The organism is Sphingobium sp. MI1205, assembly GCF_001563285.1.
Classification (GTDB): Bacteria; Pseudomonadota; Alphaproteobacteria; order Sphingomonadales; family Sphingomonadaceae; genus Sphingobium.
In genome coordinates this window covers 97,247-114,021 of record NZ_CP005189.1, presented here as the reverse complement: position 1 = coordinate 114,021, position 16,775 = coordinate 97,247, and the positions used below count along the sequence as shown (strand labels likewise).

The 16,775-nt window shown below is 63.4% G+C and carries 17 protein-coding genes; 6 read left to right on the top strand and 11 right to left on the bottom strand.

From position 1 onward, the window contains the following. The first annotated feature begins 64 nt into the window (after positions 1-64). The 3 genes from K663_RS17000 (at position 65) to K663_RS16990 (ending at position 3,369) form a co-directional block, all read left to right on the top strand. Positions 65-952, top strand: coding sequence for a LysR family transcriptional regulator (locus K663_RS17000; protein ID WP_062121247.1), 888 nt, complete (start codon positions 65-67; stop codon positions 950-952). Positions 953-1,201: 249 nt separating this feature from the next. Next, a complete protein-coding gene (locus K663_RS16995) occupies positions 1,202-2,272 on the top strand; it encodes a type III polyketide synthase (RefSeq protein ID WP_062121246.1) in 1,071 nt (356 codons plus the stop codon). Further along, positions 2,272-3,369 (top strand): NAD(P)/FAD-dependent oxidoreductase, encoded by a 1,098-nt coding sequence (locus K663_RS16990; RefSeq protein ID WP_062121245.1) that lies wholly within the window; start codon positions 2,272-2,274, stop codon positions 3,367-3,369. The genes K663_RS16995 and K663_RS16990 overlap by 1 nt, the downstream gene beginning before the upstream one ends. Here the strand turns inward: K663_RS16990 and K663_RS16985 are convergent. The 3 genes from K663_RS16985 to K663_RS24405 are packed head-to-tail and all read right to left on the bottom strand — an operon-like array spanning position 3,366 to position 5,183. Then, positions 3,366-4,073, bottom strand: coding sequence for a methyltransferase domain-containing protein (locus tag K663_RS16985; protein WP_062121244.1), 708 nt, complete (start codon positions 4,071-4,073; stop codon positions 3,366-3,368). The genes K663_RS16990 and K663_RS16985 overlap by 4 nt on opposite strands. A gap of 48 nt (positions 4,074-4,121) precedes the next feature. Then, the gene (locus tag K663_RS16980) at positions 4,122-4,958 is read right to left on the bottom strand and encodes a class I SAM-dependent methyltransferase (protein ID WP_062121243.1); all 837 of its coding nucleotides are present in this window, start codon (positions 4,956-4,958) and stop codon (positions 4,122-4,124) included. Positions 4,959-5,012: 54 nt separating this feature from the next. Then, entirely contained in the window at positions 5,013-5,183 is a 171-nt protein-coding gene (locus K663_RS24405; protein WP_158511208.1) for a hypothetical protein, read from the bottom strand. A gap of 137 nt (positions 5,184-5,320) precedes the next feature. On the opposite strand from K663_RS24405, the gene K663_RS16970 reads away from it, so the two are divergent. After that, positions 5,321-7,345 (top strand): elongation factor G, encoded by a 2,025-nt coding sequence (locus K663_RS16970; RefSeq protein WP_083535987.1) that lies wholly within the window; start codon positions 5,321-5,323, stop codon positions 7,343-7,345. A gap of 19 nt (positions 7,346-7,364) precedes the next feature. On the opposite strand, the gene K663_RS16965 is transcribed toward K663_RS16970, so the two are convergent. After that, positions 7,365-9,401 carry a M3 family metallopeptidase gene (locus K663_RS16965; protein WP_062121240.1) on the bottom strand — a complete coding sequence of 679 codons (2,037 nt, stop codon included), beginning with the start codon at positions 9,399-9,401 and terminating at the stop codon, positions 7,365-7,367. A 449-nt stretch (positions 9,402-9,850) separates the two neighbouring features. Here K663_RS16965 and K663_RS23420 point away from each other — a divergent pair, with 449 nt between their 5' ends. Beyond that, positions 9,851-10,066, top strand: a complete 216-nt coding sequence (locus tag K663_RS23420) for a hypothetical protein (RefSeq protein WP_235589596.1) — start codon at positions 9,851-9,853, stop codon at positions 10,064-10,066. After that, positions 10,063-10,302: a hypothetical protein gene (locus K663_RS23415; protein ID WP_083535985.1), complete on the top strand. Its 240-nt coding sequence runs from the start codon at positions 10,063-10,065 to the stop codon at positions 10,300-10,302. Before K663_RS23420 ends, K663_RS23415 begins: the two co-directional genes overlap by 4 nt. Before the next feature lie 501 nt (positions 10,303-10,803). Here K663_RS23415 and ccoS read toward each other — a convergent pair. From ccoS to ccoO, 7 genes are read right to left on the bottom strand one after another with little or no spacing between them, the layout of a single operon-like run. Next, positions 10,804-10,944 (bottom strand): cbb3-type cytochrome oxidase assembly protein CcoS, encoded by a 141-nt coding sequence (ccoS, locus tag K663_RS16950; RefSeq protein ID WP_062121237.1) that lies wholly within the window; start codon positions 10,942-10,944, stop codon positions 10,804-10,806. Continuing rightward, on the bottom strand, positions 10,941-13,073 hold the full coding sequence (locus K663_RS16945; protein WP_062121236.1) for a heavy metal translocating P-type ATPase: 2,133 nt from the start codon (positions 13,071-13,073) through the stop codon (positions 10,941-10,943). Before K663_RS16945 ends, ccoS begins: the two co-directional genes overlap by 4 nt. Beyond that, positions 13,073-13,531 carry a FixH family protein gene (locus tag K663_RS16940; protein WP_062121235.1) on the bottom strand — a complete coding sequence of 153 codons (459 nt, stop codon included), beginning with the start codon at positions 13,529-13,531 and terminating at the stop codon, positions 13,073-13,075. Before K663_RS16940 ends, K663_RS16945 begins: the two co-directional genes overlap by 1 nt. 4 nt (positions 13,532-13,535) lie before the next feature. Continuing rightward, positions 13,536-14,966 carry a cytochrome c oxidase accessory protein CcoG gene (ccoG, locus tag K663_RS16935; RefSeq protein WP_062121234.1) on the bottom strand — a complete coding sequence of 477 codons (1,431 nt, stop codon included), beginning with the start codon at positions 14,964-14,966 and terminating at the stop codon, positions 13,536-13,538. Positions 14,967-14,969: 3 nt separating this feature from the next. After that, positions 14,970-15,875, bottom strand: a complete 906-nt coding sequence (gene ccoP, locus K663_RS16930; protein ID WP_062121233.1) for a cytochrome-c oxidase, cbb3-type subunit III — start codon at positions 15,873-15,875, stop codon at positions 14,970-14,972. After that, complete coding sequence (locus tag K663_RS16925; RefSeq protein ID WP_062121232.1) at positions 15,868-16,035, bottom strand: cbb3-type cytochrome c oxidase subunit 3; 168 nt, start codon at positions 16,033-16,035, stop codon at positions 15,868-15,870. The genes ccoP and K663_RS16925 overlap by 8 nt, the downstream gene beginning before the upstream one ends. After that, a complete protein-coding gene (gene ccoO / locus K663_RS16920) occupies positions 16,032-16,766 on the bottom strand; it encodes a cytochrome-c oxidase, cbb3-type subunit II (protein ID WP_062121231.1) in 735 nt (244 codons plus the stop codon). The genes K663_RS16925 and ccoO overlap by 4 nt, the downstream gene beginning before the upstream one ends. Positions 16,767-16,775: the final 9 nt, after the last annotated feature.

The window sequence follows — 16,775 nt, the reverse complement described above, 5'->3', positions numbered from 1 at the left end:
CCTTCTTGTAAGCAATCCCGGATCGCTGCATGTATATGCTGCAAATTTGCAGCATGTGGGGCCAATGTTCGACTGGGACGATCTTAAGGTATTTTTGGCCGTGGCGCGAGCACGCAAGGTCGCGGCCGCCGCTCGCAATCTCGGCGTCGATGCGACGACGGTCATGAGGCGCCTCTCTCGCCTTGAGCTTGCGCTAGGCGCGGAGCTGTTCGAAGTCAGGGCCGGAGATCGCGTTTTGACGACGCGCGGCCAAGAAATGCTGGGTCATGCCGAGGCGGTGGAAAGCGCGGCACTAGCGGCCGTCGAACCCGAAGGCGGATTGGAGCGCAGGCTTACCGGCCAAGTCCGACTTTCGGTCGCCGAAGGGTTTGGCACTTGGGTGCTTGCACCGGGAATGGCCGATTTCAATCAGCTACACCCCGGCATCCGGCTCGACCTCATAACCTCATCTGGCTTCCTCAACCCCTCAAAGCGAGAGGCTGATATGGCTGTGATGCTGACACGTCCGCAACGCGGAAGATTAACTGTACGCCGCTTGGGCGACTATCGGCTGCATCTTTACGCAGCGCCCGCCTATTTGGAACGGGTGGGCCGGCCCGGAACGCCGTCAGACCTTCACGAATGCACCCTGATTGGCTACGTCCCGGAGTTCATATTCTCGCCCGAACTGGATTATCTGGACGAAGTGGAGGCGGGCCTTGAGGCGAATTTACGTTCGACCAGCATCAATCTTCAGCACCGGATGATCGCCGCTGGAGCAGGCGTAGGCGTGCTTCCCGATTTCATCGCCCGCTGCGATCAGAGCTTGGTTCCCTTGATGACCAATCATGTGGAGATCACACGGAGCTTCTGGCTGGTCACCCATGACGATATGCGGCGGCTGGGGCGTATCGAGGCTGTCGCTCAGTGGCTTCAGCAAAGAGTGGAAATATCCCGACGTTTAAAGGCCTGAACTACTAAAGGCCTGAACTACTGCATGTGGCGAAGTAGATCCTATGCACAATCGCTTATTCGAACCTTATCTCGAAGATATTGTTAAAAGATCCGCTCGCCCTCAAGCTCATCCTCTCGCACTGGTCCAGTTTACATGAACAGCTGCGGCATAGCTATTAACATAATACCTATTATCGGACAATTAAAATTCTAATGGGTGGATTCTATTTCGAAGTGCGAAATCCTAGGATTATAGGGGTTTAATGTGATGAGCGAGAGACGTGCCTGCATCAACGCGATCGGCTGCGCGATCCCTGATCAGGACGTCCATATCCCCTTCATTCGCTGGGCCAGCCAACAGCTGAAGGATGAACGGACACGGAGCCTGTTCACCCGGATGGCCGAACGGAGCGGCATCGATCATCGCTGGTCGGTCCTGCCCACGGTTCCGGGCGGCGGATCGCCGGTCGATCCGGGTGGCTTCTATGCCGAAGCGCCGCCTTCCACATTCCAGCGCATGCAGCTGTATCAACGCTTTGCCCCCGCATTGGCCTTGCGCGCCATCGACATGCTGAAGGCAAAGGCCGACATTGACGGGATCACCCATCTGGTGGTGGCCAGCTGCACTGGCTTCGTTGCGCCGGGTATCGACCAGATCATCGCCGATGCGCTTGGCCTTTCGGGCGTGGAGCGTACCTTGGTGGGCTTCATGGGCTGCTACGCGGCCGTCGCGGCCCTGCGGACGGCGCGCCATATCGTCCGGTCCGAACCTGCCGCGCGGGCGCTGGTCGTTACGGTCGAGCTGTCCTCCCTGCATCTTCAGGCGGACCAGCAGCTGGAAAGACTGCTCATGATGCTGCAATTTGGCGATGGAGCGGCGGCGGCTCTGGTCAGCGCACAGGACAGTGGTTTTGCGATGCAGACGCCCTTCGCCATCAATCTGGCGAACTCGGCCGACCTGATCCGATGGGAAATTGGCGACACCGGCTTTATCATGCACCTGTCGGGCGAAGTTCCCGGCCGTATCCAGACCGCCTTGCGTGACGAAGGCGTCAGGGATCGCCTATGTGGCGCGTCCGACCCCGCGACGATCGACAATTGGGCTGTCCATGCGGGCGGCCGCTCCATCCTCGATGCAGTGGAAAATGGCCTCGACCTCAAGGGTGATGCGCTCTCGGTTTCCCGCGGCATCCTCTCGCGCAACGGCAACATGTCCTCGGCGACGCTGATGTTTATATTGGCGGACCTGCTGGAACAGGACAGGCAGGGTCAGGGCGTCGCGCTCGCTTTCGGACCAGGCGTCGCCGTCGAAGGCTTCCGCTTTACACGGGCGGGCTGATGACCCCCCCCACTGACCAGGAGGCGCTGATCATCGGTGGAGGCCCCGCCGGTTCCGCCGCTGCGATCGTCCTAGCCAGGGCCGGAACCGCCCCGCATCTGGTGGAGCGGCGAACGGCAGGGCAAAATGGCGTATGCGGGGGTTTTCTGGGCTGGGACGCGATCGCGGCACTCGCGGAGCTGGGTATCGACCCCTGGAAGCTGGGCGCGGCGCCGATCTCTCGGGTCCGGCTGGTGACGGCTGACCGCTATGTCGAGTCCGCACTGCCGGGCCTGGCGGCGGGCCTTTCCCGCCATATACTCGACAATGCCCTGATCGAAACCGCCGCAACTGCCGGAGCGGTGGTCAGTCGCGGCAGGACAGCGCGCGCCATCGACCCGGCCAGCCGATCCGTCAGGTTCGATGAAGGCGATCCGATCACCGCCAAAACGCTGTTCCTGGGCGTCGGCAAGCACGAACTGCGCGGGATGGCGCGCGACTTTTCCGTGTCATCGATTGGGCTGCGAACCACCCTTCCCGCCTCTGCAACGCTGCGGGACGCACTGTTGAATATGGTCGAAATGCATCTGTTCAACGATGGCTATGCCGGACTGCTGTTGCAGGAGGATGGATCGGCCAATCTCTGCCTGTCCGTCAGTCGCGCCCGGCTGGTCGCGGCCGGAAACGTGCCGGCACTGCTAAAGCAACTGACGCAGGAAGCGCCCCTGCTGGCGGAGAGGCTGAAACCGGATCCTCCGACCCGTTTTGATGCCGTCGCTGGCGTGCCCTATGGTTGGCGCGCGCAACCCAGCTACCCAGGCGTCTTTCGCATCGGCGACCAAAGTGCGGTCATCGCCTCACTAGCCGGCGACGGCATCGCCATCGCACTTGCCAGCGGCGCGAGCGCCGCCAACGCACTGCTGACCGACGGCCCGAAAGCGGCGCCCGCCTGGCAGCGGAAATGGCGGCGTGAATGCGGCAGGCCGGTCGGCGTCGCGGAGGCGCTGCGTTATGCCGCAGCCGCTCCCATGACCCGCGCCGCCATGATGGCCCTGCTCCGCTTCGCGCCTGCGTTGGGCACCGCCGCAGCCGCCTTGACCCGCGTCAGAAAGGCTTAAAGCGGTCGATCCCGCACGCGCTCCACGCATAGGCGAAAGGCGAAACGGCGAACAATCCGCACCTGTTCCTCCGATATGCCAGCCTCTGCCAGAAGGGCGCGCCATTCGGCCCGCCTGAATGAGCGGGCGATCGACAATCGCCCGTCCTCTCGCACGATCCTGTGCACATGCAGCAGCCGGGCGAGTATGGGATAGCCCCAATGGGCAAAGCCATGGCGGTGCAGGTCGCAGACCAGCCAGCCCCACCGGGCATTCCCCTCCATATGGCGCAGAAAGGTCAGAAGTTGCGCATCCGTCATATGGTGCGCGACCTGACTGGAAATGATGAAGTCGAACGGTTCGGGCTGGTCCAGATAGTCGCCCGCGCAATACTCTATCTTGAGGTCGGGAGGAGTTGCGCGCCGCGCCGCCTGAAGGCTCTTTGCGTTAAGATCGACGCCGACCAGTTCCGCCTCTATCCCCCGCCGCCGCGCCCAACGCGCGATGGCGCGCAGAACATCCCCCTCGCCGAACCCGACGTCGAGCAACCGGAAACGCCTGGCCGGGCCGATCGCGCGATTGAGGAAGGCGATGCTGGGCCAGGCCGTGAAGGTCCAGCGATTGACGCGGGCCAGATCATGCAGCACCCGTTCGTAGACGGCCGGGTCAAGACCGGGCGCGTCCATCTGCTCTTCCTGCCGCGATCTTGTGGTCAGCTTTCCCATTTCCGTCGGTTCCCCGCCCCCCTGCTATCCCGCCACTCGCCGCCGGGGTTAGCCGACTTCCCACTGGAATATGCCATAGCGCATGGCGCCTGTGCGGAGCGCGACGATCAGGCGCGGCAGGCTGAGGATGAAGTCCCGGCTCTGCGTGGCATGGCTGAACGCCAATTGCCGGATGTCCCGGTGGCGGATCATGCTCCCGGCCAATCGGCGCAGGCATATGGACCATGTGCGCCGGACCTGTCGGCTGATGTCCTGATAATCCAGCAGCCGGAAGCCAGCGACCTCCGCCAGATCGGAATAGTCGGCGCGGCTTCCCATGCTGGGCAATCGGCCTTCGCGGCAGATGGGAAGCAACAGGCGCCGCACTTCCCACGGTCGGACCCACTCTCCTTCCAGCCAGGCGCACACGACCAGCCGACCGCCCGGCCGCAATATGCGCCGCGCCTCGGTGAAGAAGCGTGCCTTGTCCACCATATGCTCGGAACTTTCGATCGCATAGGCACGGTCGAACGATGCTGACGGAAGGCCGTTGTCGAGCCAGTCCCGCACAAGGCAGGAAAAGCCGGGCGAACGATCCTTTGCGATTGCGTGCTGGGCGGGCGACAAGGTCAGGCCGAGGATGAAGACCTGGTGACGCGTCAACAGGTCGGCTGCCGTCGCGCCATAGCCGCAGCCAATGTCACAGACCCGGTGGCCCGGCTCCAACGCCAGCCTCTCTTCGACCAGCCCGACCAGCGCTGCCGTCGCCTGTTCCGGCGTCTCGTTGCCGTCACGCCAATAGCCATGGTGAACATGATCGCCCCAGACATGGCGATAGGCCGGGTCCAGTTCATCATAGTGGACAGCCACGCCGGTGGCGTTCGAGGGATGATCGGGCACGATCATGCAGCGGTCATGTGCATGGGCACTCCTCTCGCGCGACAGGCCCCACCCTTCGCATCATTGCGCCTGTTGGGCCGTGACTGGCATGTCGCCCGTCGGTGCATAGGGTTCAGGCGTCTCAAGGCTGGTATAGGCGATCAGCGCGGCGAGAGCGATGCAGGCGGCAACAATCACCCATAGCCACCGCTTCGCATTTCTCCGGCGCCTGGGTTCCCTATCGTCAGACATCACACCTGCCTCCGCCATCGTTTCTGGCCGCTAACGCAAGCTGAGGACAGCCCCTCTTGCGTTCAGCCCGATATAGGCAGAACATCGCCCCCGCAGACAACCGTCTTCGCCGAGAAAGATGGATGAGGAGAGCAAGGATGAGCGGCATTGATACGCGCTCCATTGCGCTGATCGGCCCCGCCGGAGCGGGAAAAACCAGCCTCGCGGAAGCAATATTATTTACAACCGGCACGATCCCGCGACAGGGCTCGGTAGAGGCGGGAACCAGTAGCGGCGACGCGACTCCGGAAGCGCGCGAACGCGGCAGTTCCACTGAAATGAACATCATGCATTTCGAGTGGATGGGCGACCGCTTCTCCCTTGTCGACGCGCCGGGTTCGCCGAGTTTCGCCGAGGATGCGGCAATCGCTCTTAACGCCGTGGATCTCGCAATCGTCGTGGTCGATCCCGATCCGGCACGCGCGGTGCTGGCCGAACCGGTCTTGCGCAAGCTGGAACGCGCGGGCGTGCCCCATGCCCTGTTCGTGAACAAGATCGAACAGGCGCGCGGCACTATCCAGGACCTGCTGACCGCCCTTGCCCCGATGAGCAGCGCGGCGCTGGTCGCCCGGCAGATACCCCTCCGCTCGGGCGAGCATATCGACGGCTTCGTCGATCTCGCGCTGGAAAGAGCCTATCATTATGAGGCGGGCAAGCCATCTCATCCAATCCCTATCGCCGACGATATCAAGAGTGAAGAAAGCGCCGCGCGCTTCCACATGCTCGAACAACTGGCCGATCATGACGACATCCTGCTCGAACAGCTTCTGTCGGATGAGCAGCCGAGCCTGCAGACCATCTTCGCCGACCTGGCGCAGGAAACCGCGAGCGGCCTGATCGTGCCGGTGTTGTTCGGGTCCGCCGCCAACGGTTTCGGCATCCGCCGTCTGCTGAAGATGCTGCGGCACGACACGCCGTCAGCGGCGCAGACGGCCCAGCGGCTGCGGATCGACGGCGCGGCGGCGCAAGTGTTGAAGATTTCCCATGCGGCGACAGTCGGGCGGCTGGCGATAGCGCGGCTGTTCGGCGGGCAAATGGCGGATGGCGCGGAGCTTCAGGACAGCGCAGGACAGAGCATGCGCGCTGGCGGCATATTCGCCATTCAGGGATCGGCCACCAGCAAGATCGCCTCCGCGCAACCCGGCGCGATCGTGGGAATCGCCAAAGTCGACAGCGTGCGGGCTGGCGATCTGGTCGGCATCGCCTGCAAGCCCACCGGACCCGGCCTGACGGTGGATAGGCCCGCGACCAATTGCGCGCTTGCGATCGCGGCAAAGGATCACAAGGACGAGGTCCGCCTGTCCACCGCCCTCAACCGGCTGGCAGAGGAAGATCACGCTCTCCACTGGGCGCAGGACGAAGCCTCGCGCGAGACGTTGCTCCATGGCGTGAGCGACGAACATCTCAATGTTGCGCTCGGGCGTCTGAAGCGCCGCTATGGCGTGGCCGTGTCAGTGCAGTCGCCGTCGATCGCCTACAAGGAATCCGTCCGAAAGACGGTGACGCAGCGCGGGCGGCACAAGAAGCAATCGGGCGGCCATGGCCAGTTCGGCGATGTCGTGCTGGAGGTTCGGCCGCTCGAACGAGGCGAAGGTGTCCGTTTCGAGGAGCGGATAACCGGCGGGGCGATTCCCAAACAGTGGATACCCGCCGTTGAAAAGGGCGTGCATGACGCACTGACAAAGGGGCCGCTGGGCTTTCCGGTGGTCGATATCGCGGCGACATTGATCGACGGGTCATTTCACAGCGTGGACAGTTCCGAACTCGCCTTCCGCACCGCAGGGCGGATAGCAATGGCCGATGCGCTCGCCGCAGCATCGCCTTATCTGCTCGAACCGGTCGCCCATGTGACGATCGTGACGCCGGGGGGCGCTACTTCCCGCATGACCTCGGCAGTGGCGAGCCGCCGGGGCCAGATGCTGCGGATGACGACCCGCGAAGGCTGGTCTGGCTGGGACATAATCGAGGCGCTGATTCCCGAGGCGGGTCTACAGGGCCTTGAAGCTGAAATCCGGTCGATGAGCCAGGGCATGGCCCATTTCGATGCGCATTTCGATCACCTTGCCGAAGTAACGCCGAAGCTGGCGAGCAGCATCGTCCAGCGCGTGAAGGAGCCTGCCTGACAAGGCTCCTTCACTGCTGTCAGGCCGCAAGCCCCCGTAGACGCAGCAGCGCGTCGACCTGTGGCGGGCGACCTGCGAATGCCTGGAAATTTTCCGCCGCGGGACGGCTCGCCCCTGCCGCCAGGATCTCGCGGCGAAACGCCGTCGCCCCTGCCCCCGGCACATCGGCATGAGAGAATATCTCGAACGCGTCCGCCGACAGCAACTCCGCCCACAGATAGGAATAATAGCCCGCCGCATAGCCGCCCGCGAAGATATGGCTGAAGGCATGGGCAAAACGATTCCATGCGGGAGGATGCAGCACCGCCACCGCCGCCCGCACCTGTTCCAGCATCTGCGTCACGCGCGCACCCTGCGCCGGGTCATAGTCACGGTGCAGCAGCAGGTCGAAGGTCGCAAACTCGATCTGGCGCAGCAAAGCCAGCCCCGCCTGAAACTGGCGCGCGGCAAGAAGTCGGTCGAACAACGGCTCCGGCAACGGCTCACCGCTGTCGACATGGCCTGACAAGCCGATCAGCTTGTCCTTTTCCCAGGCGAAATTCTCCATGAACTGGCTGGGCAGCTCGACCGCGTCCCACTCCACGCCGGAAATGCCGCCGACCGAAGGCAGATCGACCTCGGTCAGCAGGTGATGCAGCACATGGCCGAATTCGTGGAACAGCGTCACCACATCATTATGCGTGACCAGCGACGGACGGTCGCCAGCGGGCGGCGCGAAATTGGTGGTCAGATAGGCGACCGGCCGGTGAAAGCGATCGGCATCGCGAAAGCGGGATCGGCAAACGTCCATCCATGCCCCGCCCCGCTTTCCCGCGCGCGCGAACAGGTCGAGATAGACCCCCGCGACGATCTCTCCGCTGGCGTCCAGAACGTCGTAGAAGATAACGTCGGGATGCCATGTGGAAACACCTGCCCGCTCGATCAGGCGAACGCCGAACAATTGCTCGATCAGCCCCTGTGTCCCGGCAAGAACGCGGGGCAAGGGGAAATAGGCCTTCAACGCTTCCTGATCGACGCCATGCAGGGTGCGGCGCATCGCCTCTGCCACATAGGGTAGATCCCAGGGCAGCAGTTCGGACAGGTTGAAATGTTCGGCGGCAAAGGCGCGGGCCTCCGCAAGCTCCTTTTCGCCGACCGGTCGCGCGCGCTGGGCAAGGTCGGCAAGAAAAGCGAGCGCTTCGTCGGCATCGGCCGCCATCTTGGTTTCCAGCGAATGCGCAGCCGCATCGGCAAAGCCGAGTATCTGCGCAGCTTCATGGCGCAGCGCCATGATCGCGTCGATCCTTTCGCTATTGTCATGGGTCGGATCGTCCGCCTGATCGGAGGCGCGGATATTATGGGCCCGATAGACCCGTTCGCGCAGGGCACGATCGTCGGCATGCAGCAGGATCGCCAGAACACTCGGCTGCCGCAGCGTCACCAGCCACCCCGGCAACCCCTTTTCCTGCGCATAGGCCGCCAGGATCGCCTTGTCGCTATCGGGCACGCCCGCGAGCGCCGCTTCGTCGGTCACATGCTCGCTCCAGGCCTCTGTCGCGTCCAGCACGGCATTGCCGAAACGGGTGCTAAGGTCGCTGAGCGCGACGCCGATGTCCAGGAAACGCTGCCGCGCCTCGCCCTCCAGAGCGACGCCGGCCAGGCGGAAACCGCGCAGGGCGAGCTCGACCGCCCGTTGGCGCGCTGGGGGCAGATCGGCGAAATCGGGCCGAGCCGCCACGCGCGCCACGGCATCATGATGGTCGCGATTCTGCCCGGCTTCCATCAGATAGGCGGTCATCAGCGCCTGGGCGGCGGCATGCGCTTCCCGCAATTCGGGCGTGTCGGCGACCGATGCCAGATGGCCGATCGGCGACCATGTGCGCGACAGCAGGAAATCGGCCCGTTCCGCCGCCAATATGACAGCGTCGAAATCGTCGGCGTCGCAAGCCGTGATCCGGGCAATGGCGGCGCGATGCTGTTCTATCGCCTCCTCGACGGCGGGAACCACATGGGCCGCTTCGATAGCGGCGAAGTCAGGCAGGTCGTGATCGGCAAGCAGGGGATTGGCGGCGGTCATGGCAACTCTTGGCTGGAACGGGATGATGATGTCCTAATTGGGCGATGACGACCGCCTCTTCAAGCTCCCCGTCGGGTCACGCCGCGCTTCTATTTCTCCGCACACCCTGTTGGGTGAATCCGAGGAGCATGGCGGCGTGTCCCCATGCTCCTCTCTGCTGATGGTCGTTGGATCAATGTGTCGATCATCGACGTCAACCGCGGATCGTTGATACGCGGCCGAAAAACAGGCTGTCGGATCGGATTGCAGGGTCTCCTTCTCTTGATTGAGGAGGAGGCCTTTTTTAATGCCATGCTCGCTGGCAACAAGGCGGGAACTATGAATATAATTTAAAGGCGCGACAATTAAGATGCATGATGCTATGTCCGATTTATTATGCCGAACTCTCTAGAGTATGCGCGTAACTGAGAGACAATCGTGCTCCCGTTTGAAATATGAGGAGCATTTCATTGGAAGATCTGAACTATCTTTTGCGTCGCGAGCAGGAAGAAATTTTGCGTGCGGATTTTGCTTCCTGCCCAGCGGCGCGGACGGCCCATCACGGCCTCGCCCAAGGCTATGCCCGCCGCATTCGCGACCACCGGCTGCCATATCGTTCGCAACGGCCGGATGGTTCCACGCCCTTCGGTTGCACCCCCTTCGTGGCATTGGAGAAATCCGCATGAGCCGCGCCGTCCACATTCTCGAAGTGCCCGCCACAATCGAGGAATTGTGCAAAAAGCATGCTTTGCGGGTATCCACTATCGAACCGCTTCTTTCAGGTGGTTCGCGGGCAGTGATGCTTGACCCGAGGGATGCCGACACCCTGCGCGTGTTGATGAAGTCCAAGCTGATCTCCGGGGATGTGAAACGATCCCCCTCTCACCTCGCGCGCCAGCCACCTCCCTATGGGCGCAGATAATATATGACCCCGATTGAATCTTTGAAAGTTACTCGGACGATGGCGCTGGACAATGCGCTGCGCGCTGCCTGTTCCGAAAAACGAAGCGCCCACGAAGCGCATGCCCGCGCATGTGACAAGATCATCGACGCGCTTCGCCGGGAGGATCGGGAATCGGCCGCCCGGCGCCGCATCTGGTCGTCTTGCGCGGCAACGGCCTGATCCACCCCGAAGGCAAATTGCAATCGGGCTGAGCGCGTATATTTGGAAATCGACATGATATTTTCGGCATGGCCGGAGATATAATCGAATTCTAGCACCGGTCCCCCGCCCAGCGGGCCATCGACGATCAGGTCCGTCTCGCAAAAGGCCTGCACGCCGTTACGACCATAGGTCCACGCCGCGCCGTCGTTCGTCGTTGAAGGCGATTGGGACGGCTATTTCGCCAACGGCTAGGAAGTCCGCGACGAGCAAGACCCGATCCGATTGGGCCGGGCGCCTTTATTGTGTTCGCGATCGCCGTCAGTCCTCGTCGATCAATATACGAACCGCTGCACCATCGGTGTCGTCGAACTGCCCATCGCGCAACGCCCAGAAGAAAGCGGCAAGGCCCAGCAGGCCGAAAACCAGAGCAATCGGGATGAGCAGGCCAAGGCCGGTCACTTCGCGGCTCCCTTCAGACGCAAGGCATTGGCGATGACGATCAGCGAGGAGGTCGACATGGCAATCGCGGCGACCAGCGGAGTAACCTGCCCCGCGATGGCGAGCGGCACGGCAAGCACATTATAGCCGATGGCGAGCGCGAAATTCTGCTTCACGACCGCAATCGTCCTGCGCGCAGTCCTCACGGCCAGCGCCACGGGCGTCAGCCGGTCGCCCAGGAATACCGCGTCCGCTGTCAATTGGCTCGCGTCGCTGGCGGATGCAGGTGCCATGCTGGCATGCCCCGCGGCAAGCGCTGGACCGTCATTCAACCCGTCACCAATCATCAGCACCTTCTCACCCTGTCGCCGCAGCCGGTCGATCAGGGCCAGCTTGTCGGCGGGGCGCATATGGCCGATCGCGGTGGTCCGGGTTGCGCGGGCGATGTCCTCCAGCGCTTCTGGCCGGTCGCCGCTGGCGATCAGCGTCTTGACGCCCAGCCCGCGCAGCGCGTCCAGCGTCTCGACGGCATCGGGCCGCAGCGCGTCGGTGAAGGACAACAGCAGCGCCTGGTCGCCGCGCCGGTACTCGCTGGCAAGCCCGGCCAGGCTGACGACCTTGTCGGGCCGCGCCAGCGCTACCGGCATGCCCCTATATTCAGCAAAAACGCCTTGTCCCGCGACTTCGCGGACAGGGCCAAGCGCGGCCGGAACCACGCCGTCCGTTTCCAGCGCCTGTCGCAACGCCATGCTGAGCGGATGGCGCGATCCCCGCGCCAGCGCCAGAAGGATGGCTTGATCTTCGGCCGTCAGGCGATCGAGATTCTGCGGCATCGGCCGACCGAGCGTCAGCGTGCCCGTCTTGTCGAACACAGCCTCGCTGACTTCGGCGAGCCGTTCCAGCGCGGACCCGTCCTTCACCAGCACGCCCCGCCGCATCAGCGCGCCGCAGGCCACGATCTGTGCCGCCGGGACGGCGAGGCCAAGCGCGCAGGGACAGGTGATGAGCAGCACCGCAACCGCAATCAGCAGGGCCTGATGCACGCCCGCGCCCGCAATCAGCCATCCCGCGAAGGACAGCGCAGCGAGCAGATGGACGCTAGGTGCATAATAGCGTGCCGCCCGGTCTGCGAGACGAACATAGCGCGACCTGCCCTGCCCCGCCTCTTCCATCAGGCGGGCGATGTCGGCGATCACCGTGTCGGCGCCAGCCGCAGTCACATCGACCGTGAGCGGACCTTCCACATTCATCGATCCGGCCTGCACCATATCTCCGGCATGAACCCGCAAGGGCGCGCTCTCGCCCGTCAGGAAGGCAAGATCGACCCCGCTTTCGCCCTCAACCACGCGCCCGTCGGCCGCCAGCCTTTCGCCTGCCGCGACCAGCATCCTCATGCCCGGGCGCAGGGCGCTGGCGGCGGTCCATTGGCTGTGGCCCTTCCCATCGAGCACCATCGCACCGGGCGCTGTCTGTTTCAGCAGGGCTGCGACGCCGGCGCGCGCGCGCGATCGCATCATCCCGTCCAGGCATCGTCCGGCAAGCAGGAAGAAAAGCAGCATTACCGCCCCGTCGAACCAGGCATGCTCCCCGCCGGTAATCGTCTCGAACAGGCTCATCGCCGTTGTCAGCAGCACGCCTATGCTGATTGGCACATCCATGTTCGTCCGCTTCCGCCGCAGCGCCGCCCAGGCTGAACGGAAAAAGGGCTGGCCCGCATAGGCGACGGTGGGCAGCGCGATCATCGCGGACAGCCAGTGGAACATCGTCCGCGTCGCCCCGTCCGCGCCTGACCAGATGGACACCGACAGCAGCATGATGTTCATCGCCGCAAAGCCTGCGACCGCCAGCGCGCGGACCAGCGCGCGGTTTTCGGCCGCTGCAACGTCCAGGCCCGGATCCGCCAGCGGTTCCGCTTCAAAGCCAAGCGCCAGGATGGCCGCCTTCAGTTCGGGCGGCATCAGTGCGGGATCATGGCGGATCGCGACCCGCTTCGCCCCCAAGTTGACGCGCGCCGTCAGGATGCCGGGGGTCAGCAGCAGCCCATTTTCAATTTTGGACAGGCAACCAGCGCAGTGGATTCCCGGCACCGCGAACAGACTTTCCTTCGCCTCGACAGATGTTTCTGCAAAAGGCTGCGGTCGGCTGGCCATCACTTCACCTCCCGCAGCAGATGTTCCTCGCCACCGCTATGGCGAATGTCGAAGCGCACTTGCCATCTGCCGACCGGCAAGGGTCTGTCACTAACGTAGACGCGGGGTCCAGCCTCATGCAGATGCAGGGCCATGTCCGACGCGCGGCCCAGCGGATGCTGCGCCAACGCCGTCACTCCTGCGCCAGTGACGTTCAGCTTCATCGTCACGCGGCGCGCCGGGTCCAGCGTCACCTCGTCGCGCCAGCCCAGCCTTTCCTGAGCCTTCGCCTGCGCCAACCATCCGTTGAACTTCTGGCTGGCGACATAGCTGTTTTCGACTACCCTGCCGCCGAAGGACCGCACGGCGATGGTCGCCATCAGCATGTTGACGGCCAAAATGACGGCAAAGAAGGCAACAAGAATCGCCGTCATGTGCCAGCCGGTGAAGGCGCGGGTGGACTTGCGGGCGTCGGTCATGCGTTCAGGGCCTTTCAAATCGGGCGGGTTCGCTGTCGCCGCCGCCTTCGCGGTCCGTGGCGCGCACGGTGAAGGCGAAATCTTCCCGCACTGGGCCTGCCGAGGGCAGCAGCAGGAAGACGCGCAGCTTTTCCACGCTGTCGGCGGCGACCATCGTGGTCAGGGCGCTGCTCGCCTGCTCGCGCGAACCGGCATCGGTCCACATCTTCGCATTGGCCAAACCGGTTACGCTGACCTGCATCCGGCGCGGTCGCGCCTCCATGTTACGCAGCTTTATCGTATAGGCGTTGCGGATCGTCCCGTCCGACAGACGCACGAAAATCGGGTTGCGATCCTGCTGCACGCTGATGTCGAGCCGTGTGCGAACGCCCAGCGCAAAGAGCATCGCCGCGCCGACGCCGATCCACAGGGCGAAGTAGGCAAGGGTCCGCAGCCGCAGCAGCGTGTTGAGCACGGCACGAGGGGCGCCGCCTTTCTGCTCGGCCAGCGCATCATCTTCCGTGCAATAGTCGATCAGGCCGCGCGGCTTTCCGATTTGCGCCATCACGGCATCGCACGCATCCACGCATAGCGCGCAGGTGATGCAACCGATCTGCGGACCTTCACGAATATCGACGCCGGTGGGGCAGACTGCGACGCACTGGTTACAGTCGATACAATCGCCATAAATGTCCGGCGCGGCCTGTGCTTTCTTCAGGCTCCCGCGCTTTTCGCCGCGCCAATGCTTGTAGGTCACGACCAGCGATTTTTCGTCCAGCATCGCGGTCTGTATGCGCGGCCAGGGGCACATGTAGATGCACACCTGCTCGCGCATGAAGCCGCCAAGGATGAAGGTGGTGGCCGTCAGCACGGCGACGGCGCCATAGGCAACGGGTGCGGCCGTGCCGGTCCAGAATTGCTGCTGCAATGTCGACGCATCGGCAAAGTAGAAAATCCACGCGCCCCCGGTCAGGAAGGCGATGACCAGCCACACCGCCCATTTCGCCAGCCGCCGGACGATCTTCGGGAGGCTCCATGGCGCGTTGGCCAGCCGAACCTGCGCATTGCGGTCGCCGTCGATAAAGCGTTCCACATGCTGATAGAGATCGGTCCATACCGTCTGCGGGCAGGCATAGCCGCACCAGGCGCGGCCGACCGCCGACGTCACCAGGAACAGGCCGACGCCTGCCATGATGAGCAAGCCAGCCACATAGTAAAATTCATGCGGCCAGATTTCGATGGAGAACATGTAAAATCGGCGGTTCGCCAGATCGACCAGCACCGCCTGATCGGGTGCGTAAGGGCCACGATCCCACCGCAGCCATGGCGTGCCCCAATATATGGCCAGCGTCACAACCATAACCGCCCATTTGAGACGGCGATAGAAGCCATCGACCGCTTTGGGATAAACACCCTTGCGCTTTTCGTAGAGCGATGGCGATCCTGTCATCAACATGGCTCAGCCGCCCGGCTTTGTCAGGGTTTCCGGCCTGGTCTCGCCCCCGCCCAGGCTGTGGACATAGGCCGCCAGCATTCGGACGGTCACCTTGTCCAGCTTATCGTCCCATCGCGGCATCACGCCATGACGGCTGTTCCACACCGTATCGTGGATCGAGTCCGTATCCCCGCCATAGAGCCAGATGGCGTCGGCCAGGTTCGGCGCGCCGACCGTCCGGTCGCCCGCGCCCTTCGGGCCATGGCAGACGGCACAATTGTCGGCGAACAGCTTTGCCCCACGCCGCGATGCGGCGTTCGCCCTGTCCTGCCCGCTGATCGCCCGGACATGCGCCACGACGTCATCCACTTGCGCAGCCGTCAGCAGCTGATCCTTGCCGAAAGCAGGCATCAGCGATTGCCGCGTCGCCTGATGATCCGGGTTGCGCACGCCATCGGCGATCGTCTTTTCAATGGCGGCAAGATCACCGCCCCACAGCCAATCGTCGTCATTGAGATTGGGGTAGCCCTTTGATCCCGCCGCGCCCGATCCATGGCACTGCACGCAGTGCACGCGAAAAGCCGCGCGTCCACCCTCGATTGCCGCCTGCATCAGTTGGGGGCGGTGCGGCAGGACGGTGACGGACGTGTCGGCGATCGCCTGACGGATTGGCGCCATCTGCTGCTCGCGGGCGGCAAGTTCCTTGTCCAGCGCCCCTCGGCTCGACCAGCCCAGCAGCCCGCCGGTCGCCCGGTCGATCATCGGCCAGGCCGGATAAGCGACCATATAGCCGATCGCAAACAGGATCGTCGCATAGAAGGTCCACAGCCACCAGCGCGGCAGCGGCGTGTCCAGTTCCTGGATGCCGTCCCACTCATGATGCTTGATTTCGGTCCCCGTCGCGGCGTCGATACGCTTGTCGTCAGCCATTGTCGGCCTCCGTCTGATCTTCGAAGATGGCGCGTGCGGCTTCGCCGCTGCGCTGTCGCCCATGAGGCAGGAAGAGCCAGCCGATCAGGACGAGGTAGAGCAAGGCCATGAAGACCAGCCCCCAGCTGTCGGCGAAATGGCGCAGGGCGTCATAGCTCATCGTTCGACCTCCTGCGGCCTGGCGCTGTCCACATCGACCAGCGTGCCCAGCATCTGGAGGTAGGCGACCAACGCATCCATTTCGGTCAACTGGCCGGGATTGCCGTCGAAATCCCGCGCCTGCGCCTTGGGATAGCGTTTGATGAGGTCGCCCGCATCCGCATCGGGATCGGCCTGCGCCTTCAGGTCGTCATTGGCCTTGGCGATGTCATCTTCAGTATAGGGCACGCCGACATTGTTGAGCGCGGCCAGATCCTTGCGCATGTCGGGCAGCTTCAACCTGCGCTCTGCGAGGAAGGCATAGCCGGGCATGATCGATTCCGGCACGACCGCGCGCGGGTCTTTCAGATGCTGGACATGCCATTCGTCCGAATATCGTCCACCCACGCGGGCAAGGTCCGGCCCCGTGCGCTTCGACCCCCATTGGAAGGGATGGTCATACATGCTTTCGGCGGCGAGGCTGTAATGGCCATAGCGTTCCGTTTCGTCGCGAAATGGCCGGATCATCTGGCTATGACAATTATAACATCCCTCGCGGATGTAGATGTTGCGGCCCGCCAGCTCCAGCGGCGTGTAAGGGCGCATGCCTTCCACTTTCTCGATCGTATTGTCGATCCAGAACAGCGGCGCGATCTCTACGATACCGCCGATGGCGACTACGATGAGGGCAGCTATGCCCAGAAGAGAGACATTCCGTTCCAGCCTGCCATGGTCGAAGAATTTGGTTGCCATTTTCGGTTA

Coding starts and splice junctions, on each gene's coding strand:
- K663_RS16980 (WP_062121243.1), bottom strand. CDS start 4,958: ATGATCGTGCCCGATCATCCCTCGAACGCCACCGGCGTGGCTGTCCAC.
- K663_RS24405 (WP_158511208.1), bottom strand. CDS start 5,183: ATGTCTGACGATAGGGAACCCAGGCGCCGGAGAAATGCGAAGCGGTGG.
- K663_RS16940 (WP_062121235.1), bottom strand. CDS start 13,531: ATGACCGACGCCCGCAAGTCCACCCGCGCCTTCACCGGCTGGCACATG.
- K663_RS16925 (WP_062121232.1), bottom strand. CDS start 16,035: ATGAGCTATGACGCCCTGCGCCATTTCGCCGACAGCTGGGGGCTGGTC.
- ccoG (WP_062121234.1), bottom strand. CDS start 14,966: ATGTTGATGACAGGATCGCCATCGCTCTACGAAAAGCGCAAGGGTGTT.
- K663_RS23415 (WP_083535985.1), top strand. CDS start 10,063: ATGAGCCGCGCCGTCCACATTCTCGAAGTGCCCGCCACAATCGAGGAA.
- K663_RS16970 (WP_083535987.1), top strand. CDS start 5,321: ATGAGCGGCATTGATACGCGCTCCATTGCGCTGATCGGCCCCGCCGGA.
- K663_RS16945 (WP_062121236.1), bottom strand. CDS start 13,073: ATGGCCAGCCGACCGCAGCCTTTTGCAGAAACATCTGTCGAGGCGAAG.
- K663_RS16990 (WP_062121245.1), top strand. CDS start 2,272: ATGACCCCCCCCACTGACCAGGAGGCGCTGATCATCGGTGGAGGCCCC.
- ccoP (WP_062121233.1), bottom strand. CDS start 15,875: ATGGCTGACGACAAGCGTATCGACGCCGCGACGGGGACCGAAATCAAG.
- ccoO (WP_062121231.1), bottom strand. CDS start 16,766: ATGGCAACCAAATTCTTCGACCATGGCAGGCTGGAACGGAATGTCTCT.
- K663_RS16985 (WP_062121244.1), bottom strand. CDS start 4,073: ATGGGAAAGCTGACCACAAGATCGCGGCAGGAAGAGCAGATGGACGCG.
- K663_RS16995 (WP_062121246.1), top strand. CDS start 1,202: ATGAGCGAGAGACGTGCCTGCATCAACGCGATCGGCTGCGCGATCCCT.
- K663_RS17000 (WP_062121247.1), top strand. CDS start 65: ATGTTCGACTGGGACGATCTTAAGGTATTTTTGGCCGTGGCGCGAGCA.
- K663_RS16965 (WP_062121240.1), bottom strand. CDS start 9,401: ATGACCGCCGCCAATCCCCTGCTTGCCGATCACGACCTGCCTGACTTC.